The sequence below is a fragment of the Niastella koreensis GR20-10 genome (assembly GCF_000246855.1).
Taxonomy (GTDB): domain Bacteria; phylum Bacteroidota; class Bacteroidia; order Chitinophagales; family Chitinophagaceae; genus Niastella; species Niastella koreensis.
Genome location: NC_016609.1, coordinates 1,473,606 through 1,491,822, shown reverse-complemented (window position 1 = coordinate 1,491,822; position 18,217 = coordinate 1,473,606). Strand labels below are relative to the sequence as shown.

At 45.5% G+C, this 18,217-nt stretch carries 12 protein-coding genes; 9 read left to right on the top strand and 3 right to left on the bottom strand.

Features of this window, described 5'->3' with window-relative positions; translation table 11 throughout:
- Positions 1-16 precede the first annotated feature (16 nt).
- The 6 genes from NIAKO_RS06005 (at position 17) to NIAKO_RS05980 (ending at position 11,293) form a co-directional block, all read left to right on the top strand.
- A complete protein-coding gene (locus NIAKO_RS06005) occupies positions 17-3,454 on the top strand; it encodes a TraB/GumN family protein (protein WP_014217508.1) in 3,438 nt (1,145 codons plus the stop codon).
- 204 nt (positions 3,455-3,658) lie between these two features.
- Positions 3,659-4,117 carry a hypothetical protein gene (locus tag NIAKO_RS06000; RefSeq protein WP_014217507.1) on the top strand — a complete coding sequence of 153 codons (459 nt, stop codon included), beginning with the start codon at positions 3,659-3,661 and terminating at the stop codon, positions 4,115-4,117.
- A gap of 538 nt (positions 4,118-4,655) precedes the next feature.
- On the top strand, positions 4,656-5,405 hold the full coding sequence (locus NIAKO_RS05995; protein ID WP_014217506.1) for a DeoR/GlpR family DNA-binding transcription regulator: 750 nt from the start codon (positions 4,656-4,658) through the stop codon (positions 5,403-5,405).
- 106 nt (positions 5,406-5,511) lie between these two features.
- The gene (locus tag NIAKO_RS05990) at positions 5,512-8,736 is read left to right on the top strand and encodes a SusC/RagA family TonB-linked outer membrane protein (protein ID WP_014217505.1); all 3,225 of its coding nucleotides are present in this window, start codon (positions 5,512-5,514) and stop codon (positions 8,734-8,736) included.
- A 30-nt stretch (positions 8,737-8,766) separates the two neighbouring features.
- Positions 8,767-10,407 carry a RagB/SusD family nutrient uptake outer membrane protein gene (locus NIAKO_RS05985; RefSeq protein ID WP_014217504.1) on the top strand — a complete coding sequence of 547 codons (1,641 nt, stop codon included), beginning with the start codon at positions 8,767-8,769 and terminating at the stop codon, positions 10,405-10,407.
- A 166-nt stretch (positions 10,408-10,573) separates the two neighbouring features.
- A complete protein-coding gene (locus NIAKO_RS05980; RefSeq protein ID WP_014217503.1) occupies positions 10,574-11,293 on the top strand; it encodes a hypothetical protein in 720 nt (239 codons plus the stop codon).
- Here NIAKO_RS05980 and NIAKO_RS05975 read toward each other — a convergent pair.
- Positions 11,286-12,689, bottom strand: a complete 1,404-nt coding sequence (locus tag NIAKO_RS05975; protein ID WP_014217502.1) for a nucleoside recognition domain-containing protein — start codon at positions 12,687-12,689, stop codon at positions 11,286-11,288. The genes NIAKO_RS05980 and NIAKO_RS05975 overlap by 8 nt on opposite strands.
- A gap of 198 nt (positions 12,690-12,887) precedes the next feature.
- Between NIAKO_RS05975 and ychF the strand changes: the two genes are divergently transcribed.
- The 3 genes from ychF (at position 12,888) to NIAKO_RS05960 (ending at position 15,334) form a co-directional block, all read left to right on the top strand.
- Entirely contained in the window at positions 12,888-13,985 is a 1,098-nt protein-coding gene (ychF, locus tag NIAKO_RS05970; protein WP_014217501.1) for a redox-regulated ATPase YchF, read from the top strand.
- A 267-nt stretch (positions 13,986-14,252) separates the two neighbouring features.
- Entirely contained in the window at positions 14,253-14,549 is a 297-nt protein-coding gene (locus NIAKO_RS05965; protein WP_014217500.1) for a CCDC90 family protein, read from the top strand.
- Positions 14,550-14,827: 278 nt separating this feature from the next.
- Positions 14,828-15,334, top strand: coding sequence for a hypothetical protein (locus NIAKO_RS05960; protein WP_014217499.1), 507 nt, complete (start codon positions 14,828-14,830; stop codon positions 15,332-15,334).
- Between the two features lie 3 nt (positions 15,335-15,337).
- Here NIAKO_RS05960 and NIAKO_RS05955 read toward each other — a convergent pair whose 3' ends face one another.
- Complete coding sequence (locus NIAKO_RS05955) at positions 15,338-16,681, bottom strand: sensor histidine kinase (protein WP_014217498.1); 1,344 nt, start codon at positions 16,679-16,681, stop codon at positions 15,338-15,340.
- A 132-nt stretch (positions 16,682-16,813) separates the two neighbouring features.
- A complete protein-coding gene (locus tag NIAKO_RS05950; protein WP_014217497.1) occupies positions 16,814-18,172 on the bottom strand; it encodes a sigma-54-dependent transcriptional regulator in 1,359 nt (452 codons plus the stop codon).
- Between the last annotated feature and the right edge of the window lie 45 nt (positions 18,173-18,217).

Genomic DNA, 18,217 nt, shown 5'->3' with positions numbered 1-18,217 from the left:
ACCAAAACCCTTACATATGCCCCGACTTTCCTTCGTATGCTGCCTGCTGGCAGTATTCTTCGTACACACCTGCACGTACAGCCAGCAATCTTTACCCAAAACCTTATTATGGCGCATCACCGGCAAAGGGCTCAAACAACCATCTTATTTATACGGAACCATGCACCTTACCGATAAACGCCTGTTCAATCTGGGCGATTCGGTATACCGGGCCATTGAAAAATCTGACGGGCTGGCTATTGAAGTGAATCCCGACGAAATGGCCGCTTATTATGTAAACAAAGCGGTTAATGAAGCAGAAGGTACCGCGCTGAAGCAGTTGTTGAACGAAAAAGATTTTAAGAAATACAGTGAGGCATTGGCCAAAAAGTTTAAAAAGCCGGCCTCCGAAATAACCACCGGCGATGTGGTAGCGGAAAAGAACAAATGGCTTCGTGAGTATATGGCAAAAGGCGAAATGCCTACTTTCCTCGATGCCTACCTGTATAATATAGCCCGGCGCCAGGGCAAATGGGTGGGCGGTGTAGAAGATCTGTCAGACCAGGCCGGCCTGCTCGATCAGCTGGTTGATAAATCAGACATCGACAATCTGCTGGCAGGCGATACCACTTATATCCATGCTTCCAGTAATAAGATGATGGAGCGGATGGTGAACCTCTACAGCAACCAGGACCTTAACGGCATAGAAGCAATATCTGAAGATCAATCACCTGGCTACAAAGATTTGTTGCTGATAAAACGGAACGTGAAAATGGCGCGGCGCATCGACAGCCTTTCCGCCCTGCGCACCATGTTTATTGCCGTTGGTGCTGCCCATTTACCCGGCGACAGCGGGGTTATACAACTTTTACAGAAACGTGGTTTCAATGTAGAACCGGTGTTCTCCACTAAAAAGATCAATGCCAACGACTATACATTCAAAGAAGTAAAACTTCCCTGGACGGAAACTGAAGATAAGGATGGGCTTTATAAAGTTTCAATGCCCGGCAATTCCGCAAACGTGAAGTTATTTGGGATCATAGAAATGAAATTCATGATCGATCTTTTCAACCTGTCAAGTTATGCCTCCATGGCGGTAGTCAGCCCACGCAAGGTTGATAATAAAGACAGTCTTTTGCTCCGGATGGCACAAAGGATGTTCCGTACAGACGAAAAACTCACTGCAAAAAAAGTATACAACAATGGCATTGAAGGCAACGAATACCAGCATATAGCCCTGGGTGAGAAATTGCGCATGCAGGCATTTATGTATGAGAATGTAGTGTACGTGGCTTTTATGTCCGGGCTTAAACAGGAAACGCTCCTTTCACCCGATGCCGAGCATTTTTTCAGTTCATTCACCATTACCAAAAAGTTGCCGGTATCGGCTGCCGCAAAACCGTTTGTTGATTCGGTAATGGGCATCAGTTTTATGACGCCTGCCGAATTAACGTACAATAAAAAACTGAGCGCCGATCACGATGGCTGGCATATAACCGGATTTAACGGTACCGATATAGTCAATGGCATGTACATCTTTTTATATTCAAAAGATGTGGCGCCCGGCCGCTATCTCAACAGTGATACGCTGGTGCACAAACAATTAATTACCAACCTGGAGAAGCAATTTGCCAAAATAAAAACAGATTCCGTTCAAATGGCCGGGTATAAAGGCCTTCGGCTGCAGGGCACCAATGCAGCTCAGCCAGACATTTACATGCAGGCCGTTTCACTGATAAAGAACAACCGTAATATTGTGTTGATGGTGATCTCCGACTCGGTTCACCTGCAAGCGCCTGTTACCCAAAATATCTTCACCTCCCTGCGTGCTATCCCGGCGCCTGTTAAGCCCTGGAATACCTGTATGTCGGCAGATTCTTCCTATTCGGCTCTCGCACCCGGTCCATTCCGGATGAATCCCAATAAACCTGGCAGTCTCAGATTTTCATTCGATTCAGCAACCGCCAGTTCATATTACGTAAGCACCGATACTCTTTCAAAATACACCTGGTATAAACATGACAGCCTGTTCTGGAAAACTACCGTGAAGCAATACGCTTCTAAAGACAGCCTTATAAGCGAAACAGACATCGTATTCAACGGCCAGCCTGCCAAAGAACTGTTAACGGTTAAAGACTACAGTTATAAAAGAAGGCGCATCCTGTTGCACGGCAACCTGGTGTATGAATTGTTTATCCAGGGTGATAAGGACTTTGTAAACAATGCCGATGCTACCGCATTTCTGAATAGTTTCACCATTCATATCCCGGTACAAAACAGCCACTTTATAACGCAATCCAAAGTGGCGCTGCTGTTGCATGACCTGGCCAGTAAAGATTCGCTGGTAAGCGCGGAAGCATTCCAGGCTATGGATTACAGGCAACTTGAAAAGAAGGATGTACCGGCCTTACAGGAGGCGTTGTTGAAACCGTACCTTTCACCTTATACAGATACCCTGTCAGATGAGATCAATTTGCGGCTGGCAGAATCACTTGGCGGGTTAAAAGATTCCACAACCATTGCATTTATAAAACAACAATACCTTTCACTTACCAACGAAAAAGAATATCTTAAAAATACCGCACTTACCACCCTGGCTTTTTTTCACACGCAGGAAAGCTATACCTGCCTGGCGCAGTTGCTGGAAAAATACAATGCGCCGGTAGCAGGTCTCGACTACAGCACTATACGTGCATTCAAAGACAGCCTGAGCCTGGTAGCGCCGATTTTTTCAACCATTCAAAAACTGGCAAAAGACAGCGCCAGCTGCACCTTGGTAGCAGAGCTGGCATTGGTGTTAAGAGACAGCGGGTATATAAAACAGGAGCAGATTGCCGGGGCAGCCAACGACTATATTCAAACTGCCAGAAAATACATTCCTGCCTTCAAAAAAAAGGATTACTACATCTCAGTTTCCGAACTGCTTGAGGTAATCGGCAGCTTTAACAGCACCGCCGGAAATAATCTTATAAAAAGCTACCTCACGGTAAAGGACAATTACGTTAAAAAATGGGCCGTGATGCAATTGATCAAAAACAAACAACTGGTACCAGCGGCAGAAATCCTGAAACTGGCAGCCGATGCCAACCTCAGGATAAACTTTTACGAAGAGTTGAAAAATCTGAAGAAAACGGCCCTGTTCCCCCGGCAATATGCCACGCAGCAGGCCTTTGGCGAGGCAACCGTTTATGAGGCAGCAGCAGACGATAATGAAATAAAAAAGATCACCTTCCTGGCAAAGAAGATTGCCAAATACAAAGGCAAAAGCTATACCTTCTATTTGTACCGGGTAATGTTGGAAGACGATGACAGCTCTGGCTACCTGGGAATAGCCGGCGGTTATACAAGCGGCAGCCTGTCATTGGAGGCGGCAGAAGATCTTTCCGGTATTTATTGGGAAGAAGCTTATAAGGAAAGCAAAGTGAACAGCTTCTTTAAAGCCTTTCTTGAAAGCAGGGAGAAGAACGAAGACTAACTAATTATAAGTTAAAAAGCCCTTGTATTACATTAACGATCAGTTAATCAATACATTTGGCATTATTTTCGTTTTTATCAACTCAACCATTGATCAATACACCAGCTGATGACGGTTTGGTGCGTGCAGAACGGCCAGCCGTATACGCCCCGCAGCTGTTTGTAGAGATTGTATTTAATCATTGAAAATTAAAAATTGTTTTTAATGACAAGAATCTCCATAACCCTGCCCGTTATATTATTCATTTTACTGGTATGCCAACGGGCCTCCGCCCAGGACTACCGCCTGGCGGCCGGTGTGCGGCTGGGCAACTCCTCGCCCACTTTAAGCAGCGGCGTTTCCGTTAAATACTTCGCTACCGATAAAACAGCGCTGGAAGCGCTTATCTCCTGGGGCAACCGTTTTGGTTTTGGCGGTTTGCTGGAGGTACACAACAAATTCAGCACACCTGGTTTAAGCTGGTTTTTCGGAGGCGGCGCCTATGTAGGTTTTCAGGATGGCGATACCTACCTGGGCCCTACCGGTATTGTTGGCCTCGATTATAAATTCCCCAATGTACCGGTCAATCTTTCACTCGACTGGAAACCCGAGCTCGACATTCTCCCCGATATCAATTTTGTTCCCGACGCTTTTGCACTTACCATCCGGTATACACTGAAGTAACTGTTGGTCAGTTAACGAGTTGATCAGTTAACCAGAATAGCAGGTTCTTAGTTCTAAGTTCTCTGTTTGCCGGTTCATTGGCCGGTAGTTTCTGCCCATCTCCGGGTGGGGTTCGTACCGGTATTACCAATGTCCCGTACATATTTCGTACATGTCTCGTATATGTCTCGTATATGTCTCGTTCCTATATAGGATCGAAACATGTAGGGAATACCGTCGTAACACATATTTATCAAATGCGACACAATGGAGGAGCTTACCAGAACCAACCCCGGTAATGACACGCCCCGCTATCAACTTTGTCAACTTTATCAACCCTATCAACACGCCTAACCCGGCTAACTTGCCTTGTCAACTCCTGCGGCCCAATCTTAAAAACATACGTCCTACATATATCATTAACGCAAATACCCGCATTAATAATAAGAAAATAGCCATTTCAGCGCTTTATTTTGCGCTAATCACGCATAAATAATCCTGTTTTTGCGCATTTATGCCGTATTCCTGTTATATTTGGGTTGAAACCAACTAACAGATTATGCTGAAAAAAGAACGTCAGGCATATATCCTGCATCAGGTAAACCTGCACAATAAAGTACTTTCTTCCCTGCTGAGTCATGAGATCCGGGTGTCGGAAGACACCATCCGCCGCGATTTAATGGAATTGAATGAAGAAGGCAAACTCATTAAAGTTCATGGTGGCGCCCTTTCGCATTCTTTTAACGACGTGACTTATTCCGGTTTAAGCGTGTATTCGCAGGACCAGAAAAAGATTATTGGGCAAAAAGCCGCAGCCCTTATCCAGGATGGCATGTTTGTGCTTACCAGCGGAGGCACTACCATTATTGAAATGGCCCGGGCCCTTCCTCCGGCATTACGCGCCACCTTTATTTCAGGCAGTATTCCCGCCATTCTCGAATACATGCAACATCCCAATATTGAAGTGGTAATGATCGGCGACCGCGTGTCGAAGAATGCCAAAATCACCATTGGCGCAGAAGCCATCGCCAAAATCAGGAATATAAATGCCGACCTGTGCTTCCTGGGCATCAATGCTATTGATATAAAACGCGGCACCACCGAAAACGATTGGGAAATCGCGCAGTTGAAGAAGATCATGATCGACTCTTCACAAAAAGTAGTGTGCTGCACCATTTCAGAAAAGATCAACACCCTGCAGCCCATTCACATCTGCAACATTTCAGACATAGACATATTGATCACTGAACTGCCACCCGATTCACCGGTGTTAAAACCGTACATCGACGCCGGCATTCAGGTGCTGTAATAAACTGCTACTCCCTCAAAGCTCAATCTCCAGTCAACAGAAAAAACCAGAACTGTTACGCCTTTGCGTATATGCACTTTCCTACTAACTAATAAATTAACACTTTATGAGAAAAGCCTATTTCCTTGCACTGATTGTGCTATGCAGCTCTTTTATGGGTACTGCATTCGGACAATCAATAAGCGGGGAGGTGTACGACAAATCATCACAACTCCCTCTTCCTGGTGCAAACATACTCTCCGGCAAAAGCAAAAAAGGAGCGGTATCTGATGTAAACGGGAAATTCACCCTAACCCTGGATGGCGACGAATTCTTTGAAGTATCTCATATCGGGTTTAAGACCCAAAGAGTTACGGTTACATCCGGAACAACTTCTTACAAGATTGAACTGGAAGCTAATGCAGCCATGGACCAGGTGGTGGTAGTAGCTTATGGCACCCAAAAGAAAGCCAACCTTACCGGCGCCGTAACAGCTGTTGATGTAAACAAAACCTTTGGCGGCAAGCCGCTGAACGACCCGACAAGGGCGTTACAGGGTATTGTTCCCGGTTTAACTATTCAATACGGCAGTGGTGGTTTAACTGCCGGCGCCAGCGTAGCACTCCGCGGTGTTGGTTCTATTAACGGCAGCGGCCGCCCGCTGCTCCTGGTTGACAACGTGCAAACAGACGATCTTTCCATCATCAACCCCCAGGACATTGAAAGCATTTCTGTGCTGAAAGACGCGGCATCTGCCTCTATTTATGGCGCCCGCGCTGCTTTTGGGGTAATAATAATTAAAACAAAATCGGGCCGCAAAAATCAAAAGGCCGCCATTACCTACACCAATAACTTTGGCTGGAACAAACCAACCATTCTTCCCGACTTTGCCGACCCCGTTGATGAGTTAGCGGGGCTTTCCATAGCGGCGAAAAGAGCGGGAATGACACCGGAAACATTTGGGATGAACCTGGATACATTGAGAGAAGGCATTATTAACTGGAAGAATAATTATGCCGGTAAGAACGGACTGGAGATGGTAAAAGGTGAGGATTGGGACATCCGGCCAGATGGCAAAACCTACTTCTATAAAGTATGGGACCCCAAAAAAGAAATGCTGGAAAAATTCACCCAGACCCAGTTGCATACCCTGAGTATTACCGGTGGCAGCGAAAAAATTTCTTATTACCTCTCAGCCGGATACAGTAAGGATAACGGTATCATGAAAATGAACCCGGAAGCCGTAAAAAAATACAACGTAACCGCCAGTGTTAATGCCAGCGTTACCGACTGGCTCGATGTAAGTGTTAAAACCCTGTACCGCAATTACGAATATGATTATCCGTACAGCTATCAGGACTACTGGTATTATTTCTGGCGCTGGGGCGCTTATTTTCCTTATGGCACCTACCAGGGTAAATATTTTCGTACCAACTCTGCGTACCTGGCTGCTGCCAGCAAAGGCAAAGCTACCAGTAACTATCAGCGTTTAGACCTGGGCGCTACCATCAAGATCACCAAAAAATTAAACATCCGTACCGATTATACTATAGGCCGCGACAACCAGTTACGTAATGATGCAGGCGGCCCTGTTATTGCCTGGGATTACTGGACAGCCGGTGCGCTTAACCTGACAGATATTTCCTCAGCCTCACAGAATGTACTAAACTATACCAGTGGCCGCGTAAAGGTTAACACCCTGAACAGTTTTGCCACTTACACTGATAAATTTGGCGATCATAACCTGAAACTGATTGGCGGTTTCAATGCCGAAGACGATGAGAACATAGCCTTTGTTGCCAGCAAAAACGGCTTATTGGATCCCGGACAGGCTGAGTTCAATACAGCTTATGGCAACCAGGCCGCAGGAAGTTCCGGTGCAGGCGTTCCTATTGGCTGGAGCAACCTGGGACACGGTAAAAAAGCATTTGCCGGATATTTTGGCCGCATCAACTACGATTATAAAGAAAAATACCTGTTGGAACTGAATGGCCGTTACGACGGCTCCTCCCTGTTCCCGCCGCAAGACCGTTGGGCATTTTTCCCATCCGCGTCTGTTGGCTATCGCATCAGCGAGGAAGATTTTATGGACTTTTCAAAACCGTATGTAAGCGATCTGAAGTTCCGTGCTTCTTACGGAGAACTGGGCAACCAGGATGTAAGCACAACCGGCCAAAGCGTTTATCAACGGGTAATGGCGGGTACTACGGCAAACTGGGTAACCAGTTCAGGAACTTCTGCTCAAAGCGTTCAACAACCAATAGCTGTTCCCAACAATTTAAAATGGGAACGGGTAAGCACCCTCGATTTTGGTCTGGATGCCCGCATTCTCGATAATCACATTGGCATTACGGTTGACTGGTTCGAGCGCAATACCAAAGGAATGATCCAGAACACCTCGGTGCCTGCTACTTTCGGCGCCTCCGGCCCAAAGATAAATGCCGGTAACTTCCGTACCCGTGGTTATGAAATAAACATCGATGCCAATTATACTATTGCAAAAGAATTTGCAATCTATGGTACCCTTGGTTTCAGCGACTACAAAACGGTGTTTACCAAATGGGATAACCCAAGTATGTCGATCATAAACTCCGTTAACTATAAAGGAAAAACCTATGGTGAGATCTGGGGTTTTGAAACCGACAGGTACTTTACCTCAGCAGACGATGTAGCCAAATCGCCTTCACAACAGAAGCTGATAACAAACAGCAAATTTGTGCTGGGCGCAGGAGACATCAAATATAAAGACCTGGATGGGAACGACACTGTTAGCGCCGGCGGCATGACGTTGGCCAATCATGGCGATCTGAAAGTGATAGGCAATACCCAACCCCGTTATATTTATAACGCCCGTATTGGCGGCAGCTGGAAAAACTTCGATGTAGACATCTTTATTCAGGGTGTTGGCCAACGCAGCTGGTGGGGCATTGGAAATACCGTGCTGCCCATGTACCAGAGCCTCGATATCTTATACAAGAATCAACTGGATTACTGGACACCCGACAATCCAAACGCCCGCTACCCGGCCCTTTTCCCTGGTAATGCAGGCGGTATTGCCGGTTTATCAGCAGGCAGCAATAACTTTTTCCCCCAAACAAAATACCTGATGAACCTGGCCTATTGCCGGTTGAAGAACGTATCAATCGGTTATACCATGCCAGCCAGTATACTTTCAAAATATAAGGTAACGAAAGTAAGGTTTTATTTGAGCGGACAGAACCTGGCTGAGATTTCAAATGTAGGTGCACCTATCGATCCGGAAATGACGGATAATGCCATTGCTGCTTCTTATGCAGGCAGGGTATATCCTTTCAACCGTACGTATTCATTTGGCATTCAGATCACCTACTAACCATCTAACTAATCATTATAATTTCTGTATATGAAATTAAATAAGGCTTTTTTGTACCTGTTGCTGCTACTGGCAGGTACATCGTGTAAAAAGTATATCGATGTTTCCAACCTGGATTCATTGTCGGATCCTGATTTCTGGAAGAACGAAAACAATGTACGCACCTATAACTGGGAGTTCTATAATATGTTTCCCGGTTTTGGTAATGGCAGCAGTACCAATGGCGATTTTTACTTCACCACCTTCAACGACGACCAGTGTGCGAGTACGCTCACTCCCTATGCGGCAACAGCACCGGCAACCAATGGCGACTGGACGTTTACCATGGTGCGAAAGGCAAATATTATGCTGGAACGCATAGACGCTGTACCCATGAACGATGAAGCAAAGAATCACTGGAAGGGTATTGCCCGTTTTTTTCGTGCGCTGCAATATTTCAGACTGGTGCAAAACTTTGGTGATGTACCCTGGTATGGTCGTTCAGTAGATGCAGGCGACAGCGCTCAACTGTATAAACCCCGCGATCCCCGGAAAATGGTTATGGATAGCGTTCTGGAAGATCTGAATTTCGCGGTTAACAATTTACGTGTTACCGACCAGGTGAATACCGTTAACAAAGATGTGGCGCTGGCGCTTAAAGCAAGGGTTTGTTTATATGAAGGCACCTATCGCAAATATCATACAGAACTGGGTCTTACAGCTGATGCCAATAAATTTCTGCAGGCAGCCAAAGATGCCGCCGGCGCCCTGTTAAAGCCCGCTTATGCGCTTAACGCAAACTACCAGAGCATTTATAATGCCGATAAGCTGGACAACAACAAAGAAGTATTGCTGTATAAAAGATACGAAGCGACTTACCTCGCGCATTCTACCATCAACTATTTATACAGCAGCACCATCATCAGTGGCATCAATAAATCGGCAGTAGATGCTTATTTATGTGCTGATGGAAAACCGATCGCATTGTCTGCTTTATACCAGGGCGATGCCAGTCTTAATAACACCCTGGCCAACCGCGATAAACGGTTAAAACTCTCCATCGATACAACCGATCTGTATTACAAGGGGCATGTGAAAAACACCCTTAGTTCAACAACAGGTTACAGGGTTACCAAGTTCCTGCCAGATACGAATACGATGAAGATCATTCAAACCGGAGCCAACCAGAATCTTACCGATGCACCCCTGTTCTATTTAGGAGAGGTATATCTCAATTATGCAGAAGCGGCTGCCGAACTGGGCACAATAACTCAGGCCGATCTGGATAATACTATTAACAAACTGAGAGCAAGGGCCGGCGTAGCGCCATTGACCGTAGATCCTGGTTTTACCGATCCTAATAAAGATGCAGATGTATCCTCCCTCATTTGGGAAATCCGTCGTGAAAGAAGGGTTGAACTGATGATGGATGGCTTCCGTTACCAGGACCTTATGCGCTGGAAAAAAGGCCAGAAGATGACTACCACTACGAACCCCGACATCACCCTGGGCGCCAAAGTTCCGGCCAACAGTTCAATAAAATTGAATGCCGCAGGGTATCTGATGGTATATGATGCAGCCAGTTCAAGGGTGTTCCTGGATAACAAACATTATCTGTCACCGGTTCCAACGGCCCAGATCCTGTTATACCCACTCGATATGCAAAGCAGCATGCAAAATCCGAACTGGTAATTTTCGTATTACGGTCAACGGTATTATAACGTATAAAAAGTCCCCCGATGTACCGGGGGACTTTTGCATTTCGTGTACACCAAACACCTTGAAAATGAAGGCGGGAACTTTTTATGCCGGTTACATCAAATATTCGGTAGCTTTATAAGACCGTAAAATGGTGCGTATGAAACCAACGATCATTGACCACCCTTTCCATGTTATTAAGCTGGATTATGTAAGTGAAGCGCCTTTAAGCGCGCTGGAACAGGAGGCGATAGAAAAATATGTGGAGCTGCACAATGGGTCACAGGCATATAAAGACGTACTGACCCGGTTACACACTTATTATACAGGCACTGATAAAATACTGCAACAATGCCAGGGCCTCGTTAATAACCTGCAAAACGAATACCTTTTACTAACGCCCATGTTGCATTACCTGCAGGAAGGCGGTCCGCTTACAGATACGGAGATAGAATCGATTGATGAAAGCGAACGCGTTTGTTACGATACCCAGCCATTGCTAACGCAGCTGCATAACTTTAATCACACTTACGATGCCTACATTGATGGATTGCGGGCTGCAGAACAGGAGTATGCCACCGTTGCAAAACAACAGGAACAACTGGAACAGTTGTTCGATGTGTTCGACGATAACTACTTCTCCCCTATCATCAAAGATTACAAAAACATGGAGATCGATATCTGCACGCTGGATGAGAATTTTGATGACTTCAGAGGGGCATTTTGTGAGCTGATCGATTTCGTTGACAAAATGTATGAAGCGCGCGCCGCCTTTCTCGATCAACACGTTCAATTACACAATAAGATCGTGGAGCTCGATAAAGACATCGTAGCCCTGTTTGCCGCCATCAATGGCGATGAACCGGCCAGTTCTAATTAAGATGTCCAAAGAAAATATAGGCCAGGGCAATGGCGGTAATTATCCCTGCCAGGTCGGCCAGTAACATGGTGCCGATGGCATACCGCGTATCCTTTATAGAAACTGCGCCGAAATACACGGCCACTACATAGAAAGTAGTATCAGCAGCGCCCTGGAATATGCCGGAAATGTGGCTGGCGAACGAATCAGGCCCCTTTGCCATCATGGCGCTCACCATCATACCCCGGGCAGCTCCGCCGCTTAATGGGCGAATTAACGCCGTAGGCAGCCCATCTACAAACCGGGTATCGGCCCCCAGGTAAGCAAAAAAGTTTTTAATACCATCGATCACCACGTCGAAAGTACCGCTGGTACGCAGCATACTTACCGCCACCAGAATACCCACCAGGTATGGAACGATGCGGATGGCTGTATCAAAACCATTTTTGGCCCCATCAATGAAGGCGTCAAAAATGTCGATCTTTTTATAGAGTCCGCCCAATACGATCAGCAGGATCACCAGCAGCAGCAACCCATTGCTTAATACACTGGAAAAAAACTGAACGCCGGCGGTATCCAGGGTAGTGATATACAAAACCAGCAGGGCCACTACCAAAGAAATACCCAGCACCCAACCAATTATCACCGGTTGCAGCAACCTGATCTTTTGCCGAATACTCACCAGGATCATGGCCGTCATAGTACCCACAAACGTAACAATCATACAGGGCAGGAACACATCCGTAGGATCGCTGGCGTGTTGGGCCGCCCTGATGGCAATTACACTTACCGGAATGATATTAAAACCCGCCGCATGTAAACACAGGAACATGATCTGGGCATTGGAAGCCACCTCTTTTTTAGGGTTCAGCTCCTGCAGGCTTTGCATGGCTTTCAGCCCGAAGGGCGTAGCCGCATTATCGAGTCCCAGTAAATTGGCGGAGAAATTCATGATCATATGGCCCATGGCCGGATGCCCCTTGGGCACCTCGGGAAACAATTTGGAGAAGAAAGGACCAATGATCCGCGACAGCAGGTTAATGCCCCCTGCCCTTTCGGCAATGCTCATTAAACCCATGAACAGCGCCAGCACCCCTATTAATTTAAGACACAGGTCAACTGCATCCCAGCAGGTATCGATAATTCCATTGGCAGCCTGTGCCCGTACAGCCACCGCCTTATCCCCCTCCCTATGGTAAACCAGGTCACCCGCCGCCACCCGGCCGCTGGTGTCAAGGGCGGCTTTCAGCGAGGGTTCAGCCGCAGAAAGCGGCATTTCTTTCACTTGCACCGAATCGCCTTTTTTACCTACCACCATGGAACTGAAGATCTGCTTTTCACCGGTAGCGGTAAACTTGATAACAGCAACAAAAATGGATATCAGAATAAAGGCGCTCCAGATGCGACTCAATGCCATAAGGGAAATAAGATTAAGCGCTGAAGATAAAGGAATCCGGCCATATTTTATCACCCGGTAATACCCTATCTTTGCGCCGCCTAAAACCGTTCTAAGTTCAAAGTTTTAAGTTCTAAGTTCCTTAAAATCAAGGACTCAGAATTAAAGGCTCAAAACCAAAAACTTAGAACCCAGCACAAAGAACAAAAAACTAAGAAAATGGCTTTACAAGCAGGAATTGTCGGATTACCGAACGTTGGGAAATCAACCTTATTTAACGCAGTGAGTAACAGTGCTAAAGCACAGGCCAGCAACTATCGTTTCTGTACTATCGATCCGAATGTTGGACTGGTTGATGTGCCCGATGCCCGCCTGAATAAACTGGCAGAACTGGTGCACCCCGATAAAATTGTTCCTACCCAGATTGAAATTGTAGACATTGCCGGTTTGGTGCGTGGCGCCAGCAAAGGGGAAGGACTGGGTAATAAATTCCTGGGTAACATCCGCGAAGTGGATGCTATTATTCACGTGATCCGCTGTTTTGAGGACGAGAACATTTTACGTGACGAAGGCGCCATTAACCCCGTAAGCGATAAAGAGATCATTGATATAGAATTACAGCTGAAAGACCTGGAAAGTGTTGACAAGAAAATAAGCCGGGTTGAAAAACAGGCGCGCATTGACCCCAAGCTGAAGGCTGAATACGACGTACTGGTACGTTGTAAAGAACACCTGGAAAAAGGTCAAAGCATCCGCGGGCTGGGACTTACCAAAGAAGAGCGTCCGGCCATTGCCGACCTGTTCCTGCTTACCGAAAAACCGGTGTTGTATGTTGCCAATGTGGATGAAGCAAGTATGCATACCGGTAACAAATTCTCTGCTGCCCTGCAGGAAGCTGTTAAAGGCGAAAACGCACAGGTGATCATCATGAACAACAGTATCGAGGCCCAGATCAGTGAAATGGAAGCCCCCGAAGACAAGCAGATGTTCATGGAAGAATACAAAATGACCGAGCCCGCCCTGGACCGCCTGATCCACTCGGCGTATAAATTGCTGAACCTGCAAACCTATTTCACTGCCGGTGTACAGGAAGTTCGCGCCTGGACGATCCACGAAGGCTGGAAAGCCCCACAGGCCGCCAGCGTTATTCACACCGATTTTGAAAAAGGCTTTATCAAAGCGGAAGTAATTGCCTATAACGACTATATTACCTATGGTTCGGAAGCAGCCTGCCGCGAAGCCGGTAAACTGCGCATTGAGGGTAAGGAATATATAGTGAAGGATGGAGATGTAATGCACTTCAGGTTTAACGTGTAAACTTAAACGAATACATTATAGCAAGGGCCATCGCTTTTAAGTGATGGCCCTTTTTGTTGTACTTTATACTTTAGCAACTTTGCTAAAATATTTACCATTTCAGCGATTCGTTTTATATTTTTTTATTATATTTGGTATACTAATCAGAACTACTCTATAATGGAAAATATAACCCTAACGAAGCTGTATGAGGTGTTGGCGCAAAAGGTGGGTAGAAATTAAGCAGAATGCCTTACCCAATTTGTTGAAATAAAAGTAAGAGACGAATTGAATAATAAAACTGAAATATTAGCAACCAGGGTATTCGTTAAAGATGAATGCCTCGCATTAAAAGAAGATATTCATGCATTGCGCAATGAATTAACAGGAGAAATTCATGGCCTTCGCAAAGAATTAACAGGAGAAATTCACGGCCTTCGCAATGAAATAACAGGAGAAATTCATGGCCTTCGCAATGAAATAAAGGAGCATTCTCTCTCCCAACAAAAATGGATGCTGGCCATTTTTATATCCATGGTTACAATGATAATGGGCTTATACGCCATCAATTTATTCAAACACTAATCTTGCTTAAAAATTTAATGGCCATGAATAATAAAACATGAGAAGAGAAAGATAAAATCATTGCCAGGCAGAAAAGATGGATTGTAAGACTTTTCATTCTCACCATAATATTGTTATTGGGTTTATATCCTATTTATTGGTTTAAACGCTAGCCGCCCCTCTTTTTTTACTACAATAAACTTTTACTGGTAAAATACGTTGTAATTACAGTGATTTATAACGTTAAACAATCAATTTGCCATGAAGGCGATCTGATTGATTTGTATTAATTTTGCACTATGATAGACTACAAAGAACTGATACCTGCCGATTTTGCTCCGGATTCAAGAGTATGGGTGTACCAAAGCAGCCGGTTATTTATGATGAGTGAAGCGTTGCATGTGGAAGACCTGCTGAATAATTTCGCCGCCAACTGGCAATCGCATGGCGCCCCGGTAAAAGGGTATGGCAACCTGTTCTATGGTCAGTTTATTATCCTAATGGCCGATGAGCGCGCTACCGGCGTAAGCGGCTGCAGTACCGATAGTTCGGTTCGATTGATTAAACAAATCGAGCAGTTGTTCAAGGTAAATATGTTCGACCGGCAAATGCTTTCTTTCCTGGTAAAAGACAAAGTGCAAATGCTGCCGCTTTCGCAATTGCAATATGCCGTCAATAACAATTTCATTTCCCCGGATACACTTTACTTCAACAACCTGGTTCAAACAAAAGAGGAGCTGGAAAATAAATGGCTGATCCCGGTAAAAGACAGCTGGCTGGCTAAACGGGTAACAATGAGTTTGTAGTTATCAGAACTGCATCATAAACGCAGTCCCCTGCCCTTCTATGGATTGTACCTGAATGTTGCCCTTGTGCAGCATCATAATCTGCTTACATAAACTTAAACCGATCCCACTGCCGTTTTTCTTGGTGCTGAAGAATGGAATGAATATTTTATCCACCACCTCTTCGGGCATTCCGGTACCATTGTCCGCTACTTTAATAACCGTTCTGTGGTTATTGGCAAAATAGGCGGAGAGAATAATCCGCGGCTCTTCCCGCTCTTTTACGGCCTCCATAGCATTCACCACCAGGTTAATCAGCACCTGCTCCAGCAGGTTGGTATCGGCATCCAGCTGCAGATCGGGATCTTTTAAAATAATCTCCATTTCAATATTCTTCTGGTCAAGGGTGGGTTGCATGAGGTGATGCAGGTTCTCGAACAGATCGCGCACATAAATTTTCTTCAGGTTCAGCGTGGTGATCTTGTTCAGGTTGCGATATGTTTCTGCAAATTTCAACAACCCTTCACTCCTTCTTTTAATAGTATCAATACCCAACTCCAGGTCGTCCATGGAGCCCGATTCCAGCTCAGGCCGCACGGCAAATTGTTGCAGCCGGTATTTCAATGTTTCGGCTAATGATGAAATAGGCGCAATGGAATTCATGATCTCATGCGTCATTACACTCAACAGCTTTTGCCAGGCTTTTGATTCGGTTTCATCCAACGCCTCACTCACGTTTTGAAAAGCGATCAGCTTAAACTTGTTGCCATCGGTTTGAAAAGCCGTGGCAGACATCAATAATTTAAACGAGGTTTTCTCGGTATGCGCTGTAGCGATCTTGTTTTCTCCTGGTTTTAATAAAGTCACCTGCCGGTACAGTTCCCCATCGCGGCGGGCCAGCGAATGAATGGTTTTCAAATACGGCAGTTGCAGCATACGTTTCAACGATTCATTCATCCACACCACTTCGCCATTGTGCTCGCGGTACGATAAAATACCTGTATCTACCAGCTCCAGTATTTTTTGCAGGTACTGGAACTGCGTTTCTTTTTCTTTACTGATTACTTTAAACGTAGAATTGATCTCGTTGAACCCTTTACGCAATGGCTGCAGCTCTACCGGCGCATGCTTCACATCGAAATAACGGGAAAAATCGCGGTAATGGACCGATTCAACAAACTGGTTCAATTCGGTATGCGCCTTTCGCAGAAAGCGATAGATGGCAATTATGCCATAAATAATCAGCGGCACCATAATCACCAGTAATTCATACCGGCCTTTCACCAGTAAAAATGAAGCTACGGCCAGGGTGATAAATAAGTATATCACCTGAAAGAGGATCCGCCATTCAAATCTTTTATAGAACAAGCTAGTTATTTAAAGTGATCGTTTTGTTTTTTAAGCTGCAATGGTTAGTGCCGACAATTCAGACTCCTAAAAGTTCGCGAGCCTATTCACCGCTCACCACTCACTTGTCAATTGGAAACGTTATCAATTTACTTAAATGTCGTATTTACTTAACCTTCTATACAACGCCGTCCTGGTTAACCCCAGTTCCTTTGCGGCACGGGTAATATTCCCGTTGTGTTTTTCAATCACGTGCAGAATGGTATTCTTTTCTACAGCGCTCAGGTTTAGTTCATCGGGTTCTTTTTCCTGCGACATATTGGATTCAATAGGTGAGAATATAAGATCCGTTGCCTGCAGCACATGCCCGTCGCTCATGATCACTGCCCGCTCGATGGTATATTGTAATTCCCTGATGTTACCGGGAAAATGATAAGTCAGCAGTTTTTCTATCGCTTTATCATCCAACTCCATTACCGGTTTCAGGTATTTATTGCTGTACAGCTGACTGAAATACCTTGCCAGCAAAATAATATCGTTGCCCCGTTTACGTAATGGCGGCACCATAATCTCTACCGTATTGATACGATAGATAAGATCTTTCCGGAAACGGTTTTCATTGGCCAGCTCGGTTAAGGGAACGTTGGTAGCACAAATAAGCCGGATGTCGACCGCCACCGGATCGTTGGTACCCAGTTTTATTACCTGCCTGTTCTGTAACACGCTTAATAATTTGGCCTGCTGATGCAGGGAGATATTACCGATCTCATCCAGGAAAAGGGTACCGCCATTAGCCGCTTCAAACCGGCCCACCCTGTCTTCCCGCGCATCGGTGAATGCCCCCTTTTTATGACCGAACAGCTCACTCTCAAACAGGGTTTCGGTAAGCGCCCCCACATCTACTTTTACATAGGCCTTCTTTGCCCGCAGCGATTGCTGGTGAATGGCTTTTGCGATCAGGTCCTTACCCGTACCGTTCTCACCCAATATTAAAATGTTGGCATCGGTAGGTGCTATCTTTTCTATTTTATAAAAGATATCGGCCATGATCTCCGACTCGCCCAGCAGTTCGGTGCCAATAATAGAATCGTTGCTGCGCAGGGCAGGCGTTGCCGATTTGCCTTCCTTCTTTTTTAACGCATCCTTAATAGTTATGATCAGCTTTTCGTTGTGCCAAGGTTTTACCACAAAATCCGCGGCCCCTTCTTTCAGCGAGCGTACGGCCAGGTCAATATCGCCGTAGGCTGTGATCATAATTACAGCCGCTTCCGATTTAAATTCCTTTACTTTCTTCAACCAGAACAACCCCTCGTTTCCGGTATTGATGGAACTATTGAAATTCATATCGAGCAGGATCACGTCAAACTGTTGCTTCGATAATAACCAGCGTAAATTTTCGGGGTTCTTTTCTGTTACTACTTCTTTTGCCTCTGTTTTCAGCAGCAAGCGCACAGCAGTCAGCACATCCACGTCGTCGTCAATCACCAGTATGGTAGCATTCTTCAGTAACATAACTTAATTTAAAAAATTTCGGGTTCTATGCAACATTCTTCACTA